This window comes from Pseudomonas thermotolerans DSM 14292, assembly GCF_000364625.1.
Classification (GTDB): domain Bacteria; phylum Pseudomonadota; class Gammaproteobacteria; order Pseudomonadales; family Pseudomonadaceae; genus Aquipseudomonas; species Aquipseudomonas thermotolerans.
Genome location: NZ_KB822602.1, coordinates 134,152 through 150,300 on the forward strand (window position 1 = coordinate 134,152; position 16,149 = coordinate 150,300).

Below are 16,149 nucleotides of genomic sequence, written 5' to 3' on the forward strand. Positions count from 1 at the left end.
TTCATCTGCCCGGGATGCTTCTTTGACTATAAGAGAGACAAGCAAAATGAAGACTCAGGTTGCCATCATCGGGGCCGGTCCGTCCGGTCTTCTTCTGGGCCAGCTGCTGCACAAGGCCGGTATCGACAACGTCATCGTCGAGCGCCAGACCCCCGATTACGTACTGGGCCGCATCCGTGCCGGCGTGCTGGAGCAGGGTACCGTCGACATGCTGCGTGAGGCCGGCGTGGCCGCGCGCATGGATGCCGAGGGGCTGGTGCACGAAGGCGTCGAACTGATCGTCGACGGTCGTCGCGTGCGCATTCCGCTGAAGGAACTGACTGGCGGCAGCACAGTGGTCGTCTACGGCCAGACCGAAGTGACCCGTGACCTGATGGAAGCCCGCCAGGCGGTCGGCGCGACCACCATCTACTCGGCCGACAACGTGCAGATCCACGATGCCAAGGGCGACAGCCCCTATCTCACCTACGAGAAGGACGGCCAGACCCACCGCATCGACTGCGACTACATCGCTGGCTGTGACGGCTTCCACGGTATCTCCCGCAAGAGCATCCCGGCCGAAGTGCTGACCCACTACGAGCGCGTCTATCCGTTCGGCTGGCTGGGCCTACTGTCCGACACCCCGCCGGTCAACGAGGAGCTGATCTACGCCCACCACGAGCGCGGCTTCGTGCTGTGCAGCCAGCGTTCCCTGACCCGCAGCCGCTACTACCTGCAGGTGCCACTGACCGAGAAGGTGGAGGACTGGTCCGACGAGCGCTTCTGGGAAGAGCTCAAGGCACGCCTGCCGGAAGACGTGGCCAGCCGTCTGGTGACCGGCCCGTCCCTGGAGAAGAGCATCGCCCCGTTGCGCAGCTACGTGGTCGAGCCCATGCAGTACGGCAAGCTGTTCCTGGTCGGCGACGCCGCCCACATCGTTCCGCCGACCGGCGCCAAGGGCCTGAACCTGGCCGCCTCGGACGTCTGCTACCTGTACCGCATCCTGGTCAAGGTCTACAAGGAAGGTCGTACCGACCTGCTGGAGAAGTACTCCGAGCTGGCCCTGCGCCGGGTCTGGAAGGGCGAGCGCTTCAGCTGGTTCATGACCAACCTGCTGCACGACTTCGGCGACGCCAAGGACGCCTGGGATCGCAAGATGCAGCAGGCCGACCGGGAGTACTACCTGAGCTCCCACGCCGGTCTGGTCAACATCGCCGAGAACTACGTCGGCCTGCCCTACGAAGACGTCGAATGATGCCCCGCCACCGGCCGTGGCCGGTGGCCTTCTAGCAAGAGGTGCACAAGTCGTGGGGATTTTTGACTGGAAACACTGGCTGGTGCTGCTGCTGGTGGTGCTCGTGATCTTCGGCGGCAAGCGCCTGAAGACCCTGGGCACGGACCTCGGCGAGTCCATCAAGGGCTTCCGTCGCTCGATCCGCAGCGACGCCGACGAGGAGACGCCCGCCGTCGCCTCGCCATCGGCCATCGGCCACGAGGCCGACGGACGCCGCGAGCGTCCGGCCCCCATCGAGCCCGGCTAGCCGGACACCTGCTGCGGGCTCTGGTCCGCAGCCTCCTTTTCGGACGCGCCGGTTCGGTTCCGGAGCCGGTGCGCCTTCCCCGATTCCTCGTATCTTTGCCTCGCCCGACTGGCTTGCCGGGCGGGGCGATTTTTTCTGGCTGCTTCGTCCGGCGGTGGAATTTTCCCGGCAAGCGGCCGTGCCACGGGCGGGTGCCGGCGTCAGCATTCGATGATGTTCACCGCCAGCCCGCCGCGGGCGGTTTCCTTGTACTTGCTCTTCATGTCCGCGCCAGTCTGGCGCATGGTGCGGATCACCTTGTCGAGGGAAACGAAGTGCTTGCCGTCGCCGCGCAGGGCCATGCGCGCGGCGTTGATGGCCTTCACCGAACCCATGGCGTTGCGCTCGATGCAGGGCACCTGGACCAGTCCGCCGACCGGGTCGCAGGTCAGCCCCAGATTGTGCTCCATGCCGATCTCCGCGGCGTTCTCCACCTGCTGCGGGCTGCCGCCGAGCACCTCGCAGAGCGCCCCGGCGGCCATGGAGCAGGCTACGCCGACCTCGCCCTGGCAGCCCACCTCGGCGCCGGATATGGAGGCGTTCTCCTTGTAGAGGATGCCGATGGCCGCGGCGGTGAGCAGGAAGCGCTCCACCCCCTCGGCGGTGGCTCCGGGGATGAAGCGCGTGTAGTAGTGCAGCAGCGCCGGGATGATGCCCGCCGCGCCGTTGGTCGGTGCGGTTACCACCCGGCCGCCGCTGGCGTTTTCCTCGTTGACCGCCAGGGCGTAGAGGTTGACCCAGTCCAGCACGCTCAGGCTGTCGCGCAGGTTGGCTTCCGGGTGCTCGCTGAGCTGGCGGTACAGCGCCGGAGCGCGGCGGCGCACCTTGAGCCCACCGGGCAAGACGCCTTCGGTATGGCAGCCGTTGTCCACGCACTCCTGCATCACCTGCCAGATGCGCTGCAGGCCGGCCGAGGTCTCGGTGTCCGGGCGCCAGGCCCGCTCGTTTTCTCGCATCAGCTGGCTGATCGACAGGCCGTGGCGGGCGCACTGCTCGAGCAGCTCGCGGGCGCTGTGAAACGGGTAGGGCAGCTCGGTGCGATCCTCGACGATGCGGTCCAGGCCGGCGGCGCTGTCGTCCACCACGAAGCCGCCGCCCACCGAGTAGTACTCGCGGCTGCGCAATTGCAGGCCGGCGGCATCGAAGGCGCGGAAGATCATGCCGTTGGGGTGGTAGGGCAACGGCTTGCGGACGAAGGTCAGGTGTTCCTTTTCGCTGAAGGCGATGGGCTGGCGGCCGAGCAGACGCAACTGGCCGCTGACGTGGATCCGCTCCAGGCGTTCGGGGATGCTGCGGGTGTCCACTAGGTCCGGTTGCTCGCCCTCCAGGCCGAGCAGCACCGCCTTATCACTGCCGTGGCCCTTACCGGTGGCGCCCAGGGAACCGTACAACTCCACCCGGACGGTTGCGGTGCGTTCCAGCAGGCCTTCGCGCAGCAGTCCTTCGGCGAAGCGCGCGGCGGCGCGCATTGGACCCACAGTGTGCGAGCTGGAGGGGCCGATGCCGATCTTGAACAGGTCGAAGACGCTGAGTGCCATGGTGATCTCGTTCCGGTGGGGTTCCTGTTCAGCTTAGAACATGGCTTCCGGGCGATCCTAGAGGTCTCGCCGCCGGCTGCTTTTCCGCTTGAAATATTGAACGGCGGATGCGAATTTCCGCACATGGTCTTCCCATCTGGAGACCGCTTCCCTTCCTGGTCAGGATCAGATCTGCATGAATAACAACAATCGTGGGTCGCTCGCCGAGCATCTGAGCGGAATCGACGAAATCGAATGTGTCACCCCCGACCTCAATGGCGTGCCGCGCGGCAAGGTGATGACCGCCGAGGGCTTCCTCTCCGGCCGCCGCCTGCAACTGGCCCGTGGCGTATTGCTGCAGTGCATCATGGGCGGCTATCCGCCTTCCAGCTACTACGGCAGTGACGACGGCGACCTGGCGCTGGTCGCCGACCCTGCGCAGGTGCATCGTCTGCCGTGGAGCGACAGCCCGCGCGCCCTGGCGATCTGCGATGCCCAGGAGCTGGACGGCCAGCCGTCCGGGCTGTCCACCCGCACGCTGCTCAGGCAGGTGATCGCCGCCTACGCCGAGCGCGGTCTGGCACCGGTGGTGGCCACCGAGCTGGAGTTCTTCGTGTTCGCCGCCCACACCGATCCGCAGCAGCCCTTCCTGCCCCCGAAGGGCCTGGACGGTCGCCGCGAGTTCGGTGGCTCGGCGTTCAGCGTGTCCTCCCACAACGGTCTGCGCCCATTCTTCGAGGACGTTTACCGCTGCATGGCGGCGCTGGGCCTGCCGCGCGACACCTTCATGCACGAGATGGGCGTCAGCCAGTTCGAAATCAACCTGGTGCACGGCGATCCGCTGCTGATCGCCGACCAGACCTTCCTGTTCAAGCACCTGCTCAAGGAAGTGGGGCTGCGCCACGGTCTGATGGTGGTGTGCATGGCCAAGCCGCTGGCCGGCATGCCGGGCAGTTCCATGCACATCCACCAGAGCGTGGTGGAGCAGGGCAGCGGCCGCAACATCTTCAACGACCAGGCGGGCAACCCCACGCCGGCCTTTCGCCACTTCATCGGCGGCCTGCAGGCGCTGCTGGCCGACTTCACCCTGCTGTTCGCCCCGCACGTGAACTCCTACCAGCGCCTCTGCCATCCCTACGCCTCGCCGAACAACGCCTGCTGGTCTCACGACAACCGTGGCGCCGGCCTGCGCATCCCGCACAGCACGCCGGCCGCGCGGCGGGTGGAGAACCGCCTGCCGGGCGCCGACGCCAACCCCTACCTGGCCCTGGCCGCCAGTCTGGCCGCCGGCCTGCACGGGATCGACAAGGCGCTGGAGCCCAGCCCGCCGTTGCAGGGCGAATTCCAGGTGCCCGACGAGTTGACCCTGCCCTGTGCCATGCACACGGCCATCGAGCGTCTGAAGAAGAGCCAACAGGCGCGAGAATTGTTCGGCAGCGAGTTCATCAACGGCTACATTGCAACCAAGAGCCTGGAGCTAAGCAGCTTCCTCGATGAGATCACGCCCTGGGAGCGGCGGGTACTGGCCACCCAGGCCTGAGGCAGGCCGCCCGGTCCGTGCGTGCGGCGGACCGGGCCCGGTTCGGCGTTTCCTCCATCCCCTGCTGGCACGGAAACATTCGGCACGTCATCCACTCACCCAAGTCAAGGAGCCCCCGGCAGGCACATGAGAGGTATCTGGAAGTCCTTCAGGGCGTTGTATTTCGCCACCTTGCTGATGCTGGTCGGTTCCGGCCTGCTCAGTACCTACCTGGCCCTGCGCCTGGCTGACCGCGTCGACGGTCTGTGGGTCGGCGCATTGATGGCCGCCTACTACTTCGGTCTGGTGCTCGGCGCCAAGATCGGCCATCGACTGATCGCACGAGTCGGCCACATCCGCGCCTACGTGGCCTGTGCCGGGATGGTCACCGCGGCGGTGCTCGGCCACGGGCTGATCGAGCTGATCCCCGCCTGGCTGATCCTGCGCGCGCTGGTCGGCCTGGGCATGATGTGCCAGTACATGGTGATCGAGAGCTGGCTTAACGAGCAGGCCGACGTCAGCCAGCGCGGCCAGGTGTTCTCCGGCTACATGATCGCCTCCTATCTGGGGCTGGTGCTCGGCCAACTGGCGCTGATGCTGCACCCAGGGCTCGGTCCGGAGCTGCTGATGGTGGTGGCGCTGTGCTTCGCCCTCTGCCTGGTGCCGGTGGCACTGACCCGCAAGGTGCACCCGGCACCATTGCGGCCGGCGCCACTGGAGCCGCTGTTCTTCATCAAGCGGGTGCCGCAGTCGCTGACCACTGTGCTGGTTTCCGGACTGGTGATCGGTTCCTTCTACGGTCTGGCGCCGCTGTACGCCGCGCGGCAGGGGATGGGCACCGAGCAGATCGGTCTGTTCATGGGCAGCTGCATCCTCGCAGGTTTGCTGGTGCAGTGGCCGCTGGGCTGGCTATCCGATCGCTATAACCGCTCGGTGCTGATCCGCAGCTGCGCCGTGCTGCTGGCGCTGGCCGCCCTGCCGTTGGCGGTGCTGCCCAAGGTTGGCCTGCCGCTGCTGTTTAGCGTCGGTTTCGCGGTCTGCCTGCTGCAGTTCAGCCTCTATCCGCTGGCGGTAGCCTTCTCCAACGACCATGTCGAGAGCGAGCGGCGGGTCTCGCTGAGTGCCATGCTGCTGGTCACCTTCGGGGTCGGTGCCTGCGCCGGTCCGCTGCTGGCCGGGGTGCTGATGCGTAGCCTGGGCGCCAACATGTTCTACGCCTTCGAGGTGTTCTGCGCGCTGATCCTGATCTGGAGGGTGCGGCCGAAGGAGGTCACCAACCTGCACCAGGTGGAGGACGCGCCGCTGCAGCACGTGGCGGTGCCGGACAGCATGACCAGCTCGCCGCTGGTGGCGGCCCTCGACCCGCGGGTCGATGAGAAGGTGGCCAAGGAGCAGATGCGGACCGAAGACGCCCCGCCGGAGACGGGGCCGGCGTCGCCCAACGTCTGACGGCAGGCCGCGCCGCGCGGTTCAGAGGTCGTCGCGGCGCACCTCGCGCTGCAGTTGATGGACGAAGCGCTCGACCTGGCGCTGCTCCATGCCGCCGATGCGGTGGAAGCGCAGGCCGGCGAAGCTCAGGTCCAACTTGTCCTCGTACTGCAGGTGGCGCAGTTCCACCTGGCAGGTGAGAGTGCCGAAGGGAAGCTGCACGGTCAGTCGTTCGTAGATCTGGCCGGGCTGCAGCTGCTTGCTCTGGTCGCCGGCGATGCGCACCTTGCAGCCGGTGGCGGAGATATCCAGCATCTGCCCCTCGAGCGGCTTGACCAGTTTGTCCCCGGCCAGCTCGATGTCCACCAGTTGGGTCTGCTTGAGCGGCGCGCGGTAGGCATTGCGGCGCTGATGGTAGATCACTTCGCTCGGTAGGCGGGTCCAGTAGCAGGGATGGCCGTCCAGCTCGCCCTTCTGCACCGGGCCCCGGCATTCCCAGGTGATGCGGATACCCTCGTGATAGCCCTCCACCCTGAAGCTTTCGCCGTTGGCCAGGTAGCGCTCGCCATCGTTGGGGATCAGTTCGTCGAAGGCCAGGTAGCTCCGTTCGCGGTTGAGTTCGATGAGGTAGCTCTGGAAACGCTGGCTGCGCCCTTCGAAGGCGATTACCAGCGGATCGTGGTGCTGTTGCAGCAGGCGCAGATTGGCGTAGATCTCCAGGGGCGCCGTCAGGGTCTTCGGGGGTTGCGGGCCATTATCCGCGTGGAACGGGTTGGACACGGTCCAGTCATCTCCGGGCTGGAATTGCAGAGGCCGCATAATAGCAGTAAGCCATTATGTGGCGCTCGTCTTGCAGGGCTGGCTTGACGAGCGGTGTCAGGCCTGGCTGAGCGGGCGCTGCAGCGTGGTTCTGGCGGTGCCGCCCCGGCTGTCGTAGAGGGTCGGCGTATCCCCGCCGCGGAGGATGCCCAGCACGCTGCGTACCGAGGCCTGGCCGGTGCGCACGATGCGCCCGTTGCGCAGGTTGGCGGCTTGGCACTGCTCCAGCAGGGCGGCGAGTTCGTCGCCGCGGGCGAGCAGTTCGGCCCCTTGAGCGGAACGTGCGGCGAGGGCCTCGAGGCCGGCGCGGTCGGCGCTGAGCTGCAGTTCCTGCATGATGCGACTGCGCTGCTGGCCATGCTCGCTGAGTAGAGCCAGCAGCGGCTGCTTCTCGCCGAGCAGCACTTCCAGGCGCGGCAGGTCGCGCGCGCCGAGTGCCTGGTACTCGGCCTCGATCAGTTCCAGCAGGCGCCGGGCGGCGGCGATGTCCTCGTTGAACAGTTGCAGCAGGGTAAGGTCATGCATGGTTGGCTCTGAGCGGTCTGCGGGCCGCCTGCGGCCCGGGCGTCCAACGTCCTCGGCGCACCCTGGGGGTTAGCGCTGGGATTCGAAGTCGAGCAGTTTCTTGGCGACGCGCTGGCTGTCGACCTGGTAGCTGCCGTCGGCGATCGCCTGTTTGAGGCGTTCGACGCGAGCCTTGTCGACGATCGGCTGGTCGTTCAGCTTCTCGGTGATCTGCTGCAACTGCTGAGCTTCCTGGCTGAGTTGCACGGATTCGCCGGCCTGCCGGGTGGTCGCCTGTTCCGCGGCCGCCTGGGGCGAGGTGGACTGCAGGGTGCCGACGCCTTCGCCACGCTGCCCGGACTGGGTACCGGTGGTACGCCCAGCAGTGCCGGGAGTGGCGGCGTTGTTGGGGCGGTTGAAGTCGATGACCATGGTGCGGAAACCTCTGACGGTGTTGGACGCTTGCCTGCTGTTTCGGCCGAACCTGAGAGAACTTTAGGGGAAAAGCGAGTATTCCGTCACAAAATCGGTCGGCCGGTCTCCAAGGGTGGCCGGGGCAATCGCTTCGCCGGGGGATTTTAGGGGCATTCCCGCGGCGAAGGCCACCGTCGCGCCGTGGCTAGAGGTCCACTTCCACCAGGCCCGGGCCGGCGACTCGCGCCTTGATGATCCGCTGCGAGCTGAGGTTGCGCACGCGCACCTGCTGGCCCTCGGCGCCATCGCCCAGGGCTTCGCCGTTCATGTGCACGCTGACCTTACCGCTGTTCGCGCTGATCAGCACCTGGTCGCCCTTACGGACCACTCGCGAGCTCTGCAGATGGGTGGGGGTCAGCACCTGGTCGGCCAGCAGCGGGCGGGTCACCGTCTTGCCGGCGGCCTGTTCCGGGGCGGTGAGGAAGCCCTGGCCGAGCAGGCCGACGTCGCGTTCCAGCAGGGTCAGGTCCTGCATGCCGACCACCTCGCCGCGCTTCAGCGGTCGAACGGTCACCAGTACGTCGCGGAACAGCCTGACCTGGGCGGGCACGAACACCGTCCAGGGAGAGCTGCCGTCGCAGCGGACTCGCACCGTGACGCGGCCGATGGGCGTGGCGGGGCTTTCCAGGGAGGCCGTCAAATCGCTGTCGCATTCGGCCAGTCGCAGGCGTGGGTCCAGGCGGTTGACCTCGACCTCGTAGCGGCCCTCGATGCCGCTGCGCTGCAAATAATCTTCGACGGTAAACTCAAGAAATCCCTGCGCTGTGCCGATTAGTATTTCCGGAGAGGTCGTCGTGGCGCCGCTCGCCGGACCATGGCCCAGCCAGCCCAGCGCCGCGACAATGGCCAAGCAGAAGGAGCGGCATGGCGCCGGCGTGCGTCGGAAATGTGTCGTCATCTGTTTCATGTGGTGTTGATTAGCAAGGCCCGTGCCGCTCTGGGACGGTGTCAACGAACAAGGAGACCAGCGGCATGGCCGGTGTGATGGATTCGGTAAACCAGCGGACGCAACTGGTCGGGCAGAACCGGCTCGAGCTGCTGCTGTTCCGTCTGGATGGCCGTCAGCTGTACGGCATCAACGTGTTCAAGGTGAAGGAGGTGCTGCAGTGCCCCCGGCTCACCGTGATGCCCAAGGCCAGCCCGGTGGTGCGCGGCGTGGCGAACATCCGCGGCGGCACCATCCCGATCCTCGATCTGTCGCTGGCCACCGGCCGGCGCAGCCTGGACAGCCTGGAGAACAGCTTCGTCATCATCACCGAGTACAACACCAAGGTGCAGGGCTTCCTGGTGCGTTCGGTGGAGCGCATCGTCAACATGAACTGGGAAGAGATCCTGCCGCCGCCGAAGGGCACCGGCCGCGAGCATTACCTCACCGCGGTCACCCGGCTCGACCAGGAGCTGGTGGAGATCATCGATGTGGAGAAGATCCTCGCCGAGGTGGCGCCCACGTCCGAGGTGGTGTCCGACGGGGTGATCGACGCCGAGACCCAGCAGAAGGCGGGCAGCAAGCACGTGCTGATCGTCGACGACTCCTCGGTGGCGCGCAAGCAATTGATCCGCTGCCTGCAGTCGGTGGGCGTCGAGGTCACCGCGCTGAACGACGGCCGGCAGGCGCTGGACTACCTGCGCGGCCTGGTCGAGTCCGGGCGCAAGCCGGAGGAGGAGTTCCTGATGCTGATCTCCGACATCGAGATGCCGGAGATGGACGGTTACACCCTGACTGCCGAGATCCGTCATGATCCGCGCATGCAGAACCTGCACATCCTCCTGCATACTTCGCTTTCCGGGGTGTTCAACCAGGCGATGGTAAAGAAGGTCGGCGCGGACGATTTCCTCGCCAAGTTCCGTCCGGACGAACTGGCGGCCCGGGTGGTGGAGCGCATCAAAGTGACGGACGGCGCCTGAGCGTCATCTCTTGGCAGCAGTATCCATGACAGCAGAGGCGGCCTTAGTGTCTTCGGGTGATTTGGGTTTCGAACAGTTCCGGGCATTCCTGGAGAAGGCCTGCGGTATCCTGCTGGGCAGCAACAAGCAGTATCTGGTCGCCAGTCGACTCAACAAGCTGATGGAGCAGAACGGCATCAGGAGCCTCGGCGAGCTGGTGCAGCGCCTGGAAGCCGCGCCGCGCAGCCTGCTGCGCGAGCAGGTGGTGGACGCCATGACCACCAACGAAACCCTGTGGTTTCGCGACAACTACCCCTTCGAGGTGCTGAAGTCCAAGGTGCTCCCGGAGCTGCTGCGGGAAACTCCCAACCAGCGCCTGCGCATCTGGTCGGCGGCGGCCTCGTCCGGCCAGGAACCCTATTCCATCGCCATGGCCATCGACGAGTTCGAGCGCAGCAACCCGGGCATGCTCCGCGGCGGCGTGCAGATCATCGCGACCGAGCTGTCCGGCACCATGCTGCAGGCCTGCCGCAAGGCCGAGTACGACAGCCTGGCGATCGGTCGCGGACTGTCGACGGAGCGCCTGCATCGCTACTTCGACAACAAGGCGCCAGGGCGCTGGGTGGTCAAGCCGGCGATCCGCAGCCGCGTGGAGTTCCGTGCGCTCAACCTGCTGGATAGCTACGCCGCGCTGGGCCGCTTCGACATCGTGTTCTGCCGCAACGTGCTGATCTACTTCTCCGCCGAGGTGAAGCGCGACATCCTGCTGCGCATCCACGCCACCCTGCGTCCGGGCGGCTACCTGTTCCTCGGTGCCTCCGAGGCCCTGAACGGCCTGCCGGACCACTACCAGATGATTCAGTGCAACCCTGGGATCATCTACAAGGCGAAGTGAGCTTCGCCTTCCTGCCTTCGCACGTTCGGCTTTAGCCAACCGCCACCGGGGCCGCCACGCCGCTTGCCCGGGACCGGCGCAGGCTGCGCCACAGCGCGGCGGCCATCAACGTGCTGACCAGCGCCCAGCCCAATGCCTGCAGGTTGCCCGGGGTTTCCTGGATCAACTGCGGGACGATGCCGGCGCCCACCAGAGCGCAGAGCAGGCCGGTTTCGCGGCGCGGCGCGACGACCGGGCGGCACAGGTAGACCAGCGCTGGTAGCAGTAGGGCGGCGCTGGGGAACTCGCGGTAACGCGGATCGAAGACCAGGGCGAGCATGCTCACCGCCGCGGCGAAGCCGGCTGCGCACAGCCACCAGCCGCCGCGGGTCTCCAGCCAGGCGAACAGTCGTGCGCGCCAGCCGTCGCGGCTGGCCAGCGCCAGGGCGCTGTGGGCGAGGACGATCAGGTTGAGCCCCGTTAGCGTCGCCGCCCACAGCCATTCCCCGGCGTAGCGGCACGAGACTCGCGCCAGCTCGGCCCAGAGGGCGATGCTGGTGGTGCCCAGGGCTGCCAGGAACGGCAGCAGCAGGGCGGTGGGGACGGAGGCGGGGCGTCCGGCGACGAATAGGGCGGCGATGGCGAGCAGGGCGCTGACCGTGAGATGCCAGGGCCAGTGCGGCAGGTTGCTGACTGGCCCGGCGAGGATGCCCTTGTCTTCGCGGTCGGCGTCGAATAGCCCCCAGTAGCCGCCCATGGTGCCCTCGCTGACCCGTTTCCAGGGCTGGTCGAAGGCTTCGATCAGGTTGTAGCGCCAGCCGTGTTGCTCGGCCATGGTGACGAAACCGCGTATGAACCTGGCCTCGTTGACCCGGCTGGGCAGCGCGGTTTCCCGCTGGCGGCCCTCGCTCGGCCAGCCGGTCTCGCCGATCAGGATATCCTTGGGCGCGAAGCGTTCGCCGAACCACCGGCGTACCTCGGCGACGTGGGCCAGGGCGGCGTCGATGCCGGTTGGCTGGTCCTCCCAGTAGGGCAGTAGGTGGATGGTCAGGAAATCCACCTCCGAGGCCACTTCCGGGTGCTTCAGCCAGAACTCCCAGACGTCGGCGTAGGTGACCGGCTGGACGACCCGGGCCTTCACCTCGCGGATCAGCGCGGCCAACTGCTGGGCGGTGACCTCCTTGCGCAGCAGCGTCTCGTTGCCGACGACCAGCGCCTCGACCACGTCTGGGTATGCGCCGGCGACGCGCACCAAGGCGTCGATTTCCCGACGGGTCTGCGTGGGATCGGCATTTACCCAGGCGCCCAGGAGCATCTTCAGGCCGTGCTGGCGGGCCAGCTTCGGCAGCTCCTCCAGGCCGGTCATCGAATAGGTGCGGATGCAGCGGAAGCGCCCGGCGAGCAGGGCCAGGTCTGCCTCCACCCGTTCCGGACGCAGCCTGAAGGGCTGCTCGAAGGGCGACTGGTCCTTGTCGAAGGGCGTGTAGGAGGCGCACTGCAGCTTGTGCGTGGGCGTCGCCGCGTCGGGCAGCGATACCGGCCTGCCGAGGCCGTACCAGAAGCTGGCGAGGGCGAGGAGGGCGAACAGGCAGGCGAGCAGGTAGGGTGGCAGCGGGAAGCGTGTCGGGGTGGTCATGACGTCGCTCGGCCAGAAGGCGAGCACAGGATCTTAGCGGATGGCCAGCGAACCTGTTAACTCGGTCTGCATGTCACTGACAGGTTCGCCGGCGCTTCAGGCATGCTGATGCAGCAGGCGTGCTTTGGGATGCTCCGCCGTTCGCCCTGGTTCTTCTCGATGCGGTTCCAGATCTTCTCATGGATGTAGAAGCCCACTGAGTTGCACAGGGGTTCGATCGCCGCGACCAGACCGCCCACGGTCACGCTGCCAGTCAGCACGTAGGCGACGCTGAAGGCGATGCAGAAGTGCATGACGGTGAAGGTGATGGTCTTGAGCATGATTGCTTCTCCAAGGGGAATGAGAACGCTTCTTGTTGGTTTCAGGTTAGCTATGCCCTTATTAGGTATAAAGCAATCGAAGTATATTTCATTGATAGTTTTTGTTAATGTTGGAAACGGTGCCGTCAAGGGGCCGAGAGCCGCTTCGGGAAGGCTCGCACGGAAGAACCTGCAGGACGCCGGAAGGGGCCTGGGATGGGGCCTACGACCTTAGTCGGGGAAGCCCGCTGAATACGACTAAGGTCGTCTGTCGTGACGGCGGCGTCGCCCTAGAGTTGGCCTACCAGCAACCCTTGCTGCTGTGGAGGACAACAACAAAATGAACGACAGCACCTACAAGCGGATTGAACAGAATCCGCGTTTCCAGGAACTGGTAGCCAAGCGGGATCGCTTCGCCTGGTCACTGTCCTTTCTCATGCTCGGCCTGTACGTGGCCTTCATCCTGCTGATCGCCTTCGAGCCGCAGGTGCTCGGTGCGCGCATCAGCGACGACTCGCCCATCACCTGGGGCCTGCCGATCGGTGTCGGTCTGATCGTCGCCGCTTTCGCTCTGACCGGTATCTACGTCAGGCGCGCCAACGGCGAGTTCGACGAGATGAACAAAGAGATCCTCAAGGAGGCTCAACAATGATCGGGCGCGTGTTTTCCGCTCTGGGTCTGCTGGCCCTGGCCCCGACCCTCTGGGCGGCTGGTGCGATTGAGGGCGAGGTGCAGCGCCAGCCGCTGAACGTCTCGGCCATCATCATGTTCGTGCTGTTCGTCGCTGCGACCCTGGGCATCACCTACTGGGCCGCCAAGCGCAGCAAATCGGCTTCCGACTTCTATTCGGCCGGCGGCCGCATCACCGGTTTCCAGAACGGTCTGGCGATTGCCGGTGACTACATGTCGGCGGCTTCCTTCCTGGGTATCTCCGCCCTGGTGTTCACCTCCGGCTACGACGGCCTGATCTACTCGATCGGCTTCCTGGTCGGCTGGCCGATCATCCTCTTCCTGATGGCCGAGCGCCTGCGCAACCTGGGTCGCTACACCTTCGCCGACGTGGCCTCCTACCGCCTCGGCCAGACCCAGATCCGTACCCTGTCGGCCAGCGGCACCCTGGTGGTGGTGGCCTTCTACCTGATCGCCCAGATGGTCGGTGCCGGCAAGCTCATCGAGCTCCTGTTCGGCCTCAACTACCACGTCGCGGTGGTACTGGTGGGCGTGTTGATGGTGCTCTACGTGCTGTTCGGCGGCATGCTGGCGACCACCTGGGTGCAGATCATCAAGGCCGTGCTGCTGCTCTCCGGCGCCTCCTTCATGGCCCTGATGGTGCTCAAGCACGTCAACTTCGACTTCGCCACCCTGTTCAGCGAAGCCATCAAGGTGCATCCGAAGGGCGAGGCGATCATGAGCCCCGGCGGTCTGGTCAAGGACCCGATCTCGGCGATCTCCCTGGGCCTGGCGCTGATGTTCGGTACCGCCGGCCTGCCGCACATCCTGATGCGCTTCTTCACCGTGGGCGATGCCAAGGAAGCCCGCAAGTCGGTGTTCTTCGCCACCGGCTTCATCGGCTACTTCTACATCCTGACCTTCATCATCGGCTTCGGCGCCATCCTGCTGGTCAGCACCAACCCGGCCTTCAAGGACTCCACCGGCGCGCTGCTGGGCGGCACCAACATGGCCGCCGTGCACCTGGCCGACGCCGTGGGCGGCAGCCTGTTCCTCGGCTTCATCTCGGCCGTGGCCTTCGCCACCATCCTCGCGGTGGTCGCCGGCCTGACCCTGTCCGGCGCCTCGGCGGTGTCCCACGACCTGTACGCTAGCGTGATCAAGAAGGGCAAGGCCAACGAGCGCGACGAGCTGCGCGTCTCCAAGGTGACCACCCTGATCCTCGGCGTGCTGGCCATCGTCCTGGGCATCGCCTTCGAGAAGCAGAACATCGCCTTCATGGTCGGCCTGGCCTTCTCCATCGCGGCGAGCTGCAACTTCCCGGTGCTGATCCTCTCCATGTACTGGAAGCGCCTGACCACCCGTGGCGCCATGCTCGGCGGCTGGCTCGGTCTGATCACCGCGGTGGCGCTGATGGTGCTCGGCCCGACCATCTGGGTGCAGATCCTCGGCCACGAGAAGCCGATCTACCCGTACGAGTACCCGGCGCTGTTCTCGATGATCGTCGCCTTCGTCGGCATCTGGTTCTTCTCCATCACCGACAGGTCGGCCGCGGCCAACGAGGAGCAGAACAAGTTCTACTCCCAGTTCGTGCGTTCCCAGACCGGTCTGGGCGCCAGTGGTGCAGTGGCCCACTGAGCAAGCATCTGCTGAGCAATTGGGCGGCCTTCGGGCCGCCTTTTTTGTGGCCGGGCGTTTAGTGGACGAAAGGGCTTTTCTTGTCGATCGACGCTTTTTTCTCTTGAAAACCAAGCAAGCGCTAGGTAGCGTTGTCCTTCATAAAAAACAACTGGAGCTTGCCCATGTCCGCCTTCCAGGAATACTTCGATGAGTCCCATCAACTGGTCCGCGATTCGGTGCGGCGCTTCGTCGAGCGGGAGATCCTGCCTTACATCGCCGAGTGGGAGGAGGCCGAGGAGTTCCCCCGTGAGCTGTATCGCAAGGCCGGCGCGGCCGGGATCCTCGGCATTGGCTTTCCGGAGCGCTACGGCGGCAGCTACGAGGGCGACCTGTTCGCCAAGGTGGCGGCCAGCGAGGAGCTGATGCGTTCCGGCTCCGGCGGCCTGGTGGCTGGCCTCGGTTCCCTGGACATCGGTCTGCCGCCGGTGGTCAAGTGGGCCAAACCGGCGCTGCGCGACCGCATCGTCCCCGAGGTGCTGGCCGGCGAGAAGGTCATCGCCCTAGCGGTCACCGAGCCTTCCGGCGGCTCCGACGTGGCCAGCCTGAAGACCCGCGCGGTGCGCGACGGTGACTACTACCGGGTGACCGGAAGCAAGACCTTCATCACCAGCGGGGTGCGTGCCGATTACTACACGGTGGCGGTGCGCACCGGCGGCGAGGGCTTCGGCGGTGTCAGCCTGCTGCTGATCGAGAAGGACACTCCGGGCTTCACGGTCAGCCGCAAGCTGAAGAAGATGGGCTGGCGATGTTCGGACACCGCCGAGCTGTTCTTCGACGATTGCAAGGTGCCGGTGGAGAACCTGATCGGCGTGGAGAACGCCGGCTTCGCCTGCATCATGGCCAATTTCCAGAGCGAACGCCTGGCCCTGGCGCTGATGGCCAACATGACCTCGCAGATGGCTCTCGAGGAGGCCAGGGCCTGGGCCCGCCAGCGCGAGGCCTTCGGCAAACCGATCGGCAAGTTCCAGGTGCTCAAGCACCGTCTGGCGGAGATGGCCACCCAGCTGGAGGTGTCGCGGGAGTTCACCTACCGCCAGGCGGCGAAGATGGCCGCCGGCAAGAGCGTGATCAAGGAAATCTCCATGGCCAAGAACTTCGCCACCGACGTGGCCGACCGCATCACCTACGATGCCGTGCAGATCCTCGGCGGCATGGGCTACATGCGCGAGAGTCTGGTGGAGCGGCTGTACCGCGACAACCGCATCCTCTCCATCGGCGGCGGTACCCGCGAGGTGATGAACGAGATCATCGCCAAGCAGATGGGCCTCTGACCCTTCCGGCGTCGGC

The 16,149-nt window shown here is 65.9% G+C and carries 15 protein-coding genes and 1 pseudogene; 9 read left to right on the forward strand and 7 right to left on the reverse strand.

What is annotated here, in order from left to right:
• Positions 1–46: 46 nt before the first annotated feature.
• Both pobA and tatA read left to right on the forward strand, forming a co-directional pair.
• On the forward strand, positions 47–1,234 hold the full coding sequence (gene pobA / locus H165_RS0104670; RefSeq protein WP_017937749.1) for a 4-hydroxybenzoate 3-monooxygenase: 1,188 nt from the start codon (positions 47–49) through the stop codon (positions 1,232–1,234).
• Between the two features lie 52 nt (positions 1,235–1,286).
• Positions 1,287–1,520, forward strand: coding sequence for a twin-arginine translocase TatA/TatE family subunit (gene tatA / locus H165_RS20145; RefSeq protein WP_026146358.1), 234 nt, complete (start codon positions 1,287–1,289; stop codon positions 1,518–1,520).
• Positions 1,521–1,720: 200 nt separating this feature from the next.
• Here the strand turns inward: tatA and H165_RS0104680 are convergent, their stop codons facing one another.
• The gene (locus H165_RS0104680) at positions 1,721–3,097 is read right to left on the reverse strand and encodes an L-serine ammonia-lyase (RefSeq protein WP_017937751.1); all 1,377 of its coding nucleotides are present in this window, start codon (positions 3,095–3,097) and stop codon (positions 1,721–1,723) included.
• A 175-nt stretch (positions 3,098–3,272) separates the two neighbouring features.
• On the opposite strand from H165_RS0104680, the gene H165_RS0104685 reads away from it, so the two are divergent.
• Together H165_RS0104685 and H165_RS18365 are read left to right on the forward strand one after the other, a co-directional pair.
• Entirely contained in the window at positions 3,273–4,616 is a 1,344-nt protein-coding gene (locus tag H165_RS0104685; protein ID WP_017937752.1) for a glutamine synthetase family protein, read from the forward strand.
• 126 nt (positions 4,617–4,742) lie between these two features.
• Positions 4,743–6,044 carry an MFS transporter gene (locus H165_RS18365; RefSeq protein WP_036987239.1) on the forward strand — a complete coding sequence of 434 codons (1,302 nt, stop codon included), beginning with the start codon at positions 4,743–4,745 and terminating at the stop codon, positions 6,042–6,044.
• A 21-nt stretch (positions 6,045–6,065) separates the two neighbouring features.
• On the opposite strand, the gene H165_RS0104695 is transcribed toward H165_RS18365, so the two are convergent.
• From H165_RS0104695 to flgA, 4 genes are all read right to left on the reverse strand, one after another.
• A complete protein-coding gene (locus H165_RS0104695; RefSeq protein WP_017937754.1) occupies positions 6,066–6,803 on the reverse strand; it encodes a flagellar brake protein in 738 nt (245 codons plus the stop codon).
• Positions 6,804–6,899: 96 nt separating this feature from the next.
• A complete protein-coding gene (locus H165_RS0104700) occupies positions 6,900–7,367 on the reverse strand; it encodes a flagella synthesis protein FlgN (protein WP_017937755.1) in 468 nt (155 codons plus the stop codon).
• 69 nt (positions 7,368–7,436) lie between these two features.
• Positions 7,437–7,778, reverse strand: a complete 342-nt coding sequence (flgM, locus tag H165_RS0104705; protein WP_017937756.1) for a flagellar biosynthesis anti-sigma factor FlgM — start codon at positions 7,776–7,778, stop codon at positions 7,437–7,439.
• Positions 7,779–7,965: 187 nt separating this feature from the next.
• Complete coding sequence (gene flgA / locus H165_RS0104710) at positions 7,966–8,727, reverse strand: flagellar basal body P-ring formation chaperone FlgA (protein ID WP_081609327.1); 762 nt, start codon at positions 8,725–8,727, stop codon at positions 7,966–7,968.
• A 65-nt stretch (positions 8,728–8,792) separates the two neighbouring features.
• Between flgA and H165_RS0104715 the strand changes: the two genes are divergently transcribed.
• Complete coding sequence (locus H165_RS0104715) at positions 8,793–9,725, forward strand: chemotaxis protein CheV (protein WP_017937758.1); 933 nt, start codon at positions 8,793–8,795, stop codon at positions 9,723–9,725.
• A 46-nt stretch (positions 9,726–9,771) separates the two neighbouring features.
• Entirely contained in the window at positions 9,772–10,599 is an 828-nt protein-coding gene (cheR, locus tag H165_RS0104720; RefSeq protein WP_026146360.1) for a protein-glutamate O-methyltransferase CheR, read from the forward strand.
• A gap of 31 nt (positions 10,600–10,630) precedes the next feature.
• On the opposite strand, the gene H165_RS0104725 is transcribed toward cheR, so the two are convergent.
• On the reverse strand, positions 10,631–12,214 hold the full coding sequence (locus tag H165_RS0104725; protein WP_026146361.1) for a glycoside hydrolase family 17 protein: 1,584 nt from the start codon (positions 12,212–12,214) through the stop codon (positions 10,631–10,633).
• A gap of 96 nt (positions 12,215–12,310) precedes the next feature.
• A pseudogene (locus H165_RS18375) lies at positions 12,311–12,534 on the reverse strand (DUF2061 domain-containing protein).
• 319 nt (positions 12,535–12,853) lie between these two features.
• Between H165_RS18375 and H165_RS0104735 the strand changes: the two are divergent.
• The 3 genes from H165_RS0104735 (at position 12,854) to H165_RS0104745 (ending at position 16,133) form a co-directional block, all read left to right on the forward strand.
• Positions 12,854–13,165 (forward strand): DUF485 domain-containing protein, encoded by a 312-nt coding sequence (locus H165_RS0104735; protein WP_026146362.1) that lies wholly within the window; start codon positions 12,854–12,856, stop codon positions 13,163–13,165.
• The gene (locus tag H165_RS0104740) at positions 13,162–14,820 is read left to right on the forward strand and encodes a cation acetate symporter (RefSeq protein WP_017937762.1); all 1,659 of its coding nucleotides are present in this window, start codon (positions 13,162–13,164) and stop codon (positions 14,818–14,820) included. The genes H165_RS0104735 and H165_RS0104740 overlap by 4 nt, the downstream gene beginning before the upstream one ends.
• Positions 14,821–14,984: 164 nt before the next feature.
• Complete coding sequence (locus H165_RS0104745; protein WP_017937763.1) at positions 14,985–16,133, forward strand: acyl-CoA dehydrogenase family protein; 1,149 nt, start codon at positions 14,985–14,987, stop codon at positions 16,131–16,133.
• Positions 16,134–16,149 lie beyond the last annotated feature (16 nt).

Coding starts and splice junctions, on each gene's coding strand:
- H165_RS0104725 (WP_026146361.1), bottom strand. CDS start 12,214: ATGACCACCCCGACACGCTTCCCGCTGCCACCCTACCTGCTCGCCTGC.
- H165_RS0104685 (WP_017937752.1), top strand. CDS start 3,273: ATGAATAACAACAATCGTGGGTCGCTCGCCGAGCATCTGAGCGGAATC.
- flgM (WP_017937756.1), bottom strand. CDS start 7,778: ATGGTCATCGACTTCAACCGCCCCAACAACGCCGCCACTCCCGGCACT.
- H165_RS0104680 (WP_017937751.1), bottom strand. CDS start 3,097: ATGGCACTCAGCGTCTTCGACCTGTTCAAGATCGGCATCGGCCCCTCC.
- H165_RS0104735 (WP_026146362.1), top strand. CDS start 12,854: ATGAACGACAGCACCTACAAGCGGATTGAACAGAATCCGCGTTTCCAG.
- H165_RS0104740 (WP_017937762.1), top strand. CDS start 13,162: ATGATCGGGCGCGTGTTTTCCGCTCTGGGTCTGCTGGCCCTGGCCCCG.
- pobA (WP_017937749.1), top strand. CDS start 47: ATGAAGACTCAGGTTGCCATCATCGGGGCCGGTCCGTCCGGTCTTCTT.
- H165_RS0104700 (WP_017937755.1), bottom strand. CDS start 7,367: ATGCATGACCTTACCCTGCTGCAACTGTTCAACGAGGACATCGCCGCC.
- H165_RS18365 (WP_036987239.1), top strand. CDS start 4,743: ATGAGAGGTATCTGGAAGTCCTTCAGGGCGTTGTATTTCGCCACCTTG.
- flgA (WP_081609327.1), bottom strand. CDS start 8,727: ATGAAACAGATGACGACACATTTCCGACGCACGCCGGCGCCATGCCGC.
- H165_RS0104715 (WP_017937758.1), top strand. CDS start 8,793: ATGGCCGGTGTGATGGATTCGGTAAACCAGCGGACGCAACTGGTCGGG.
- H165_RS0104745 (WP_017937763.1), top strand. CDS start 14,985: ATGTCCGCCTTCCAGGAATACTTCGATGAGTCCCATCAACTGGTCCGC.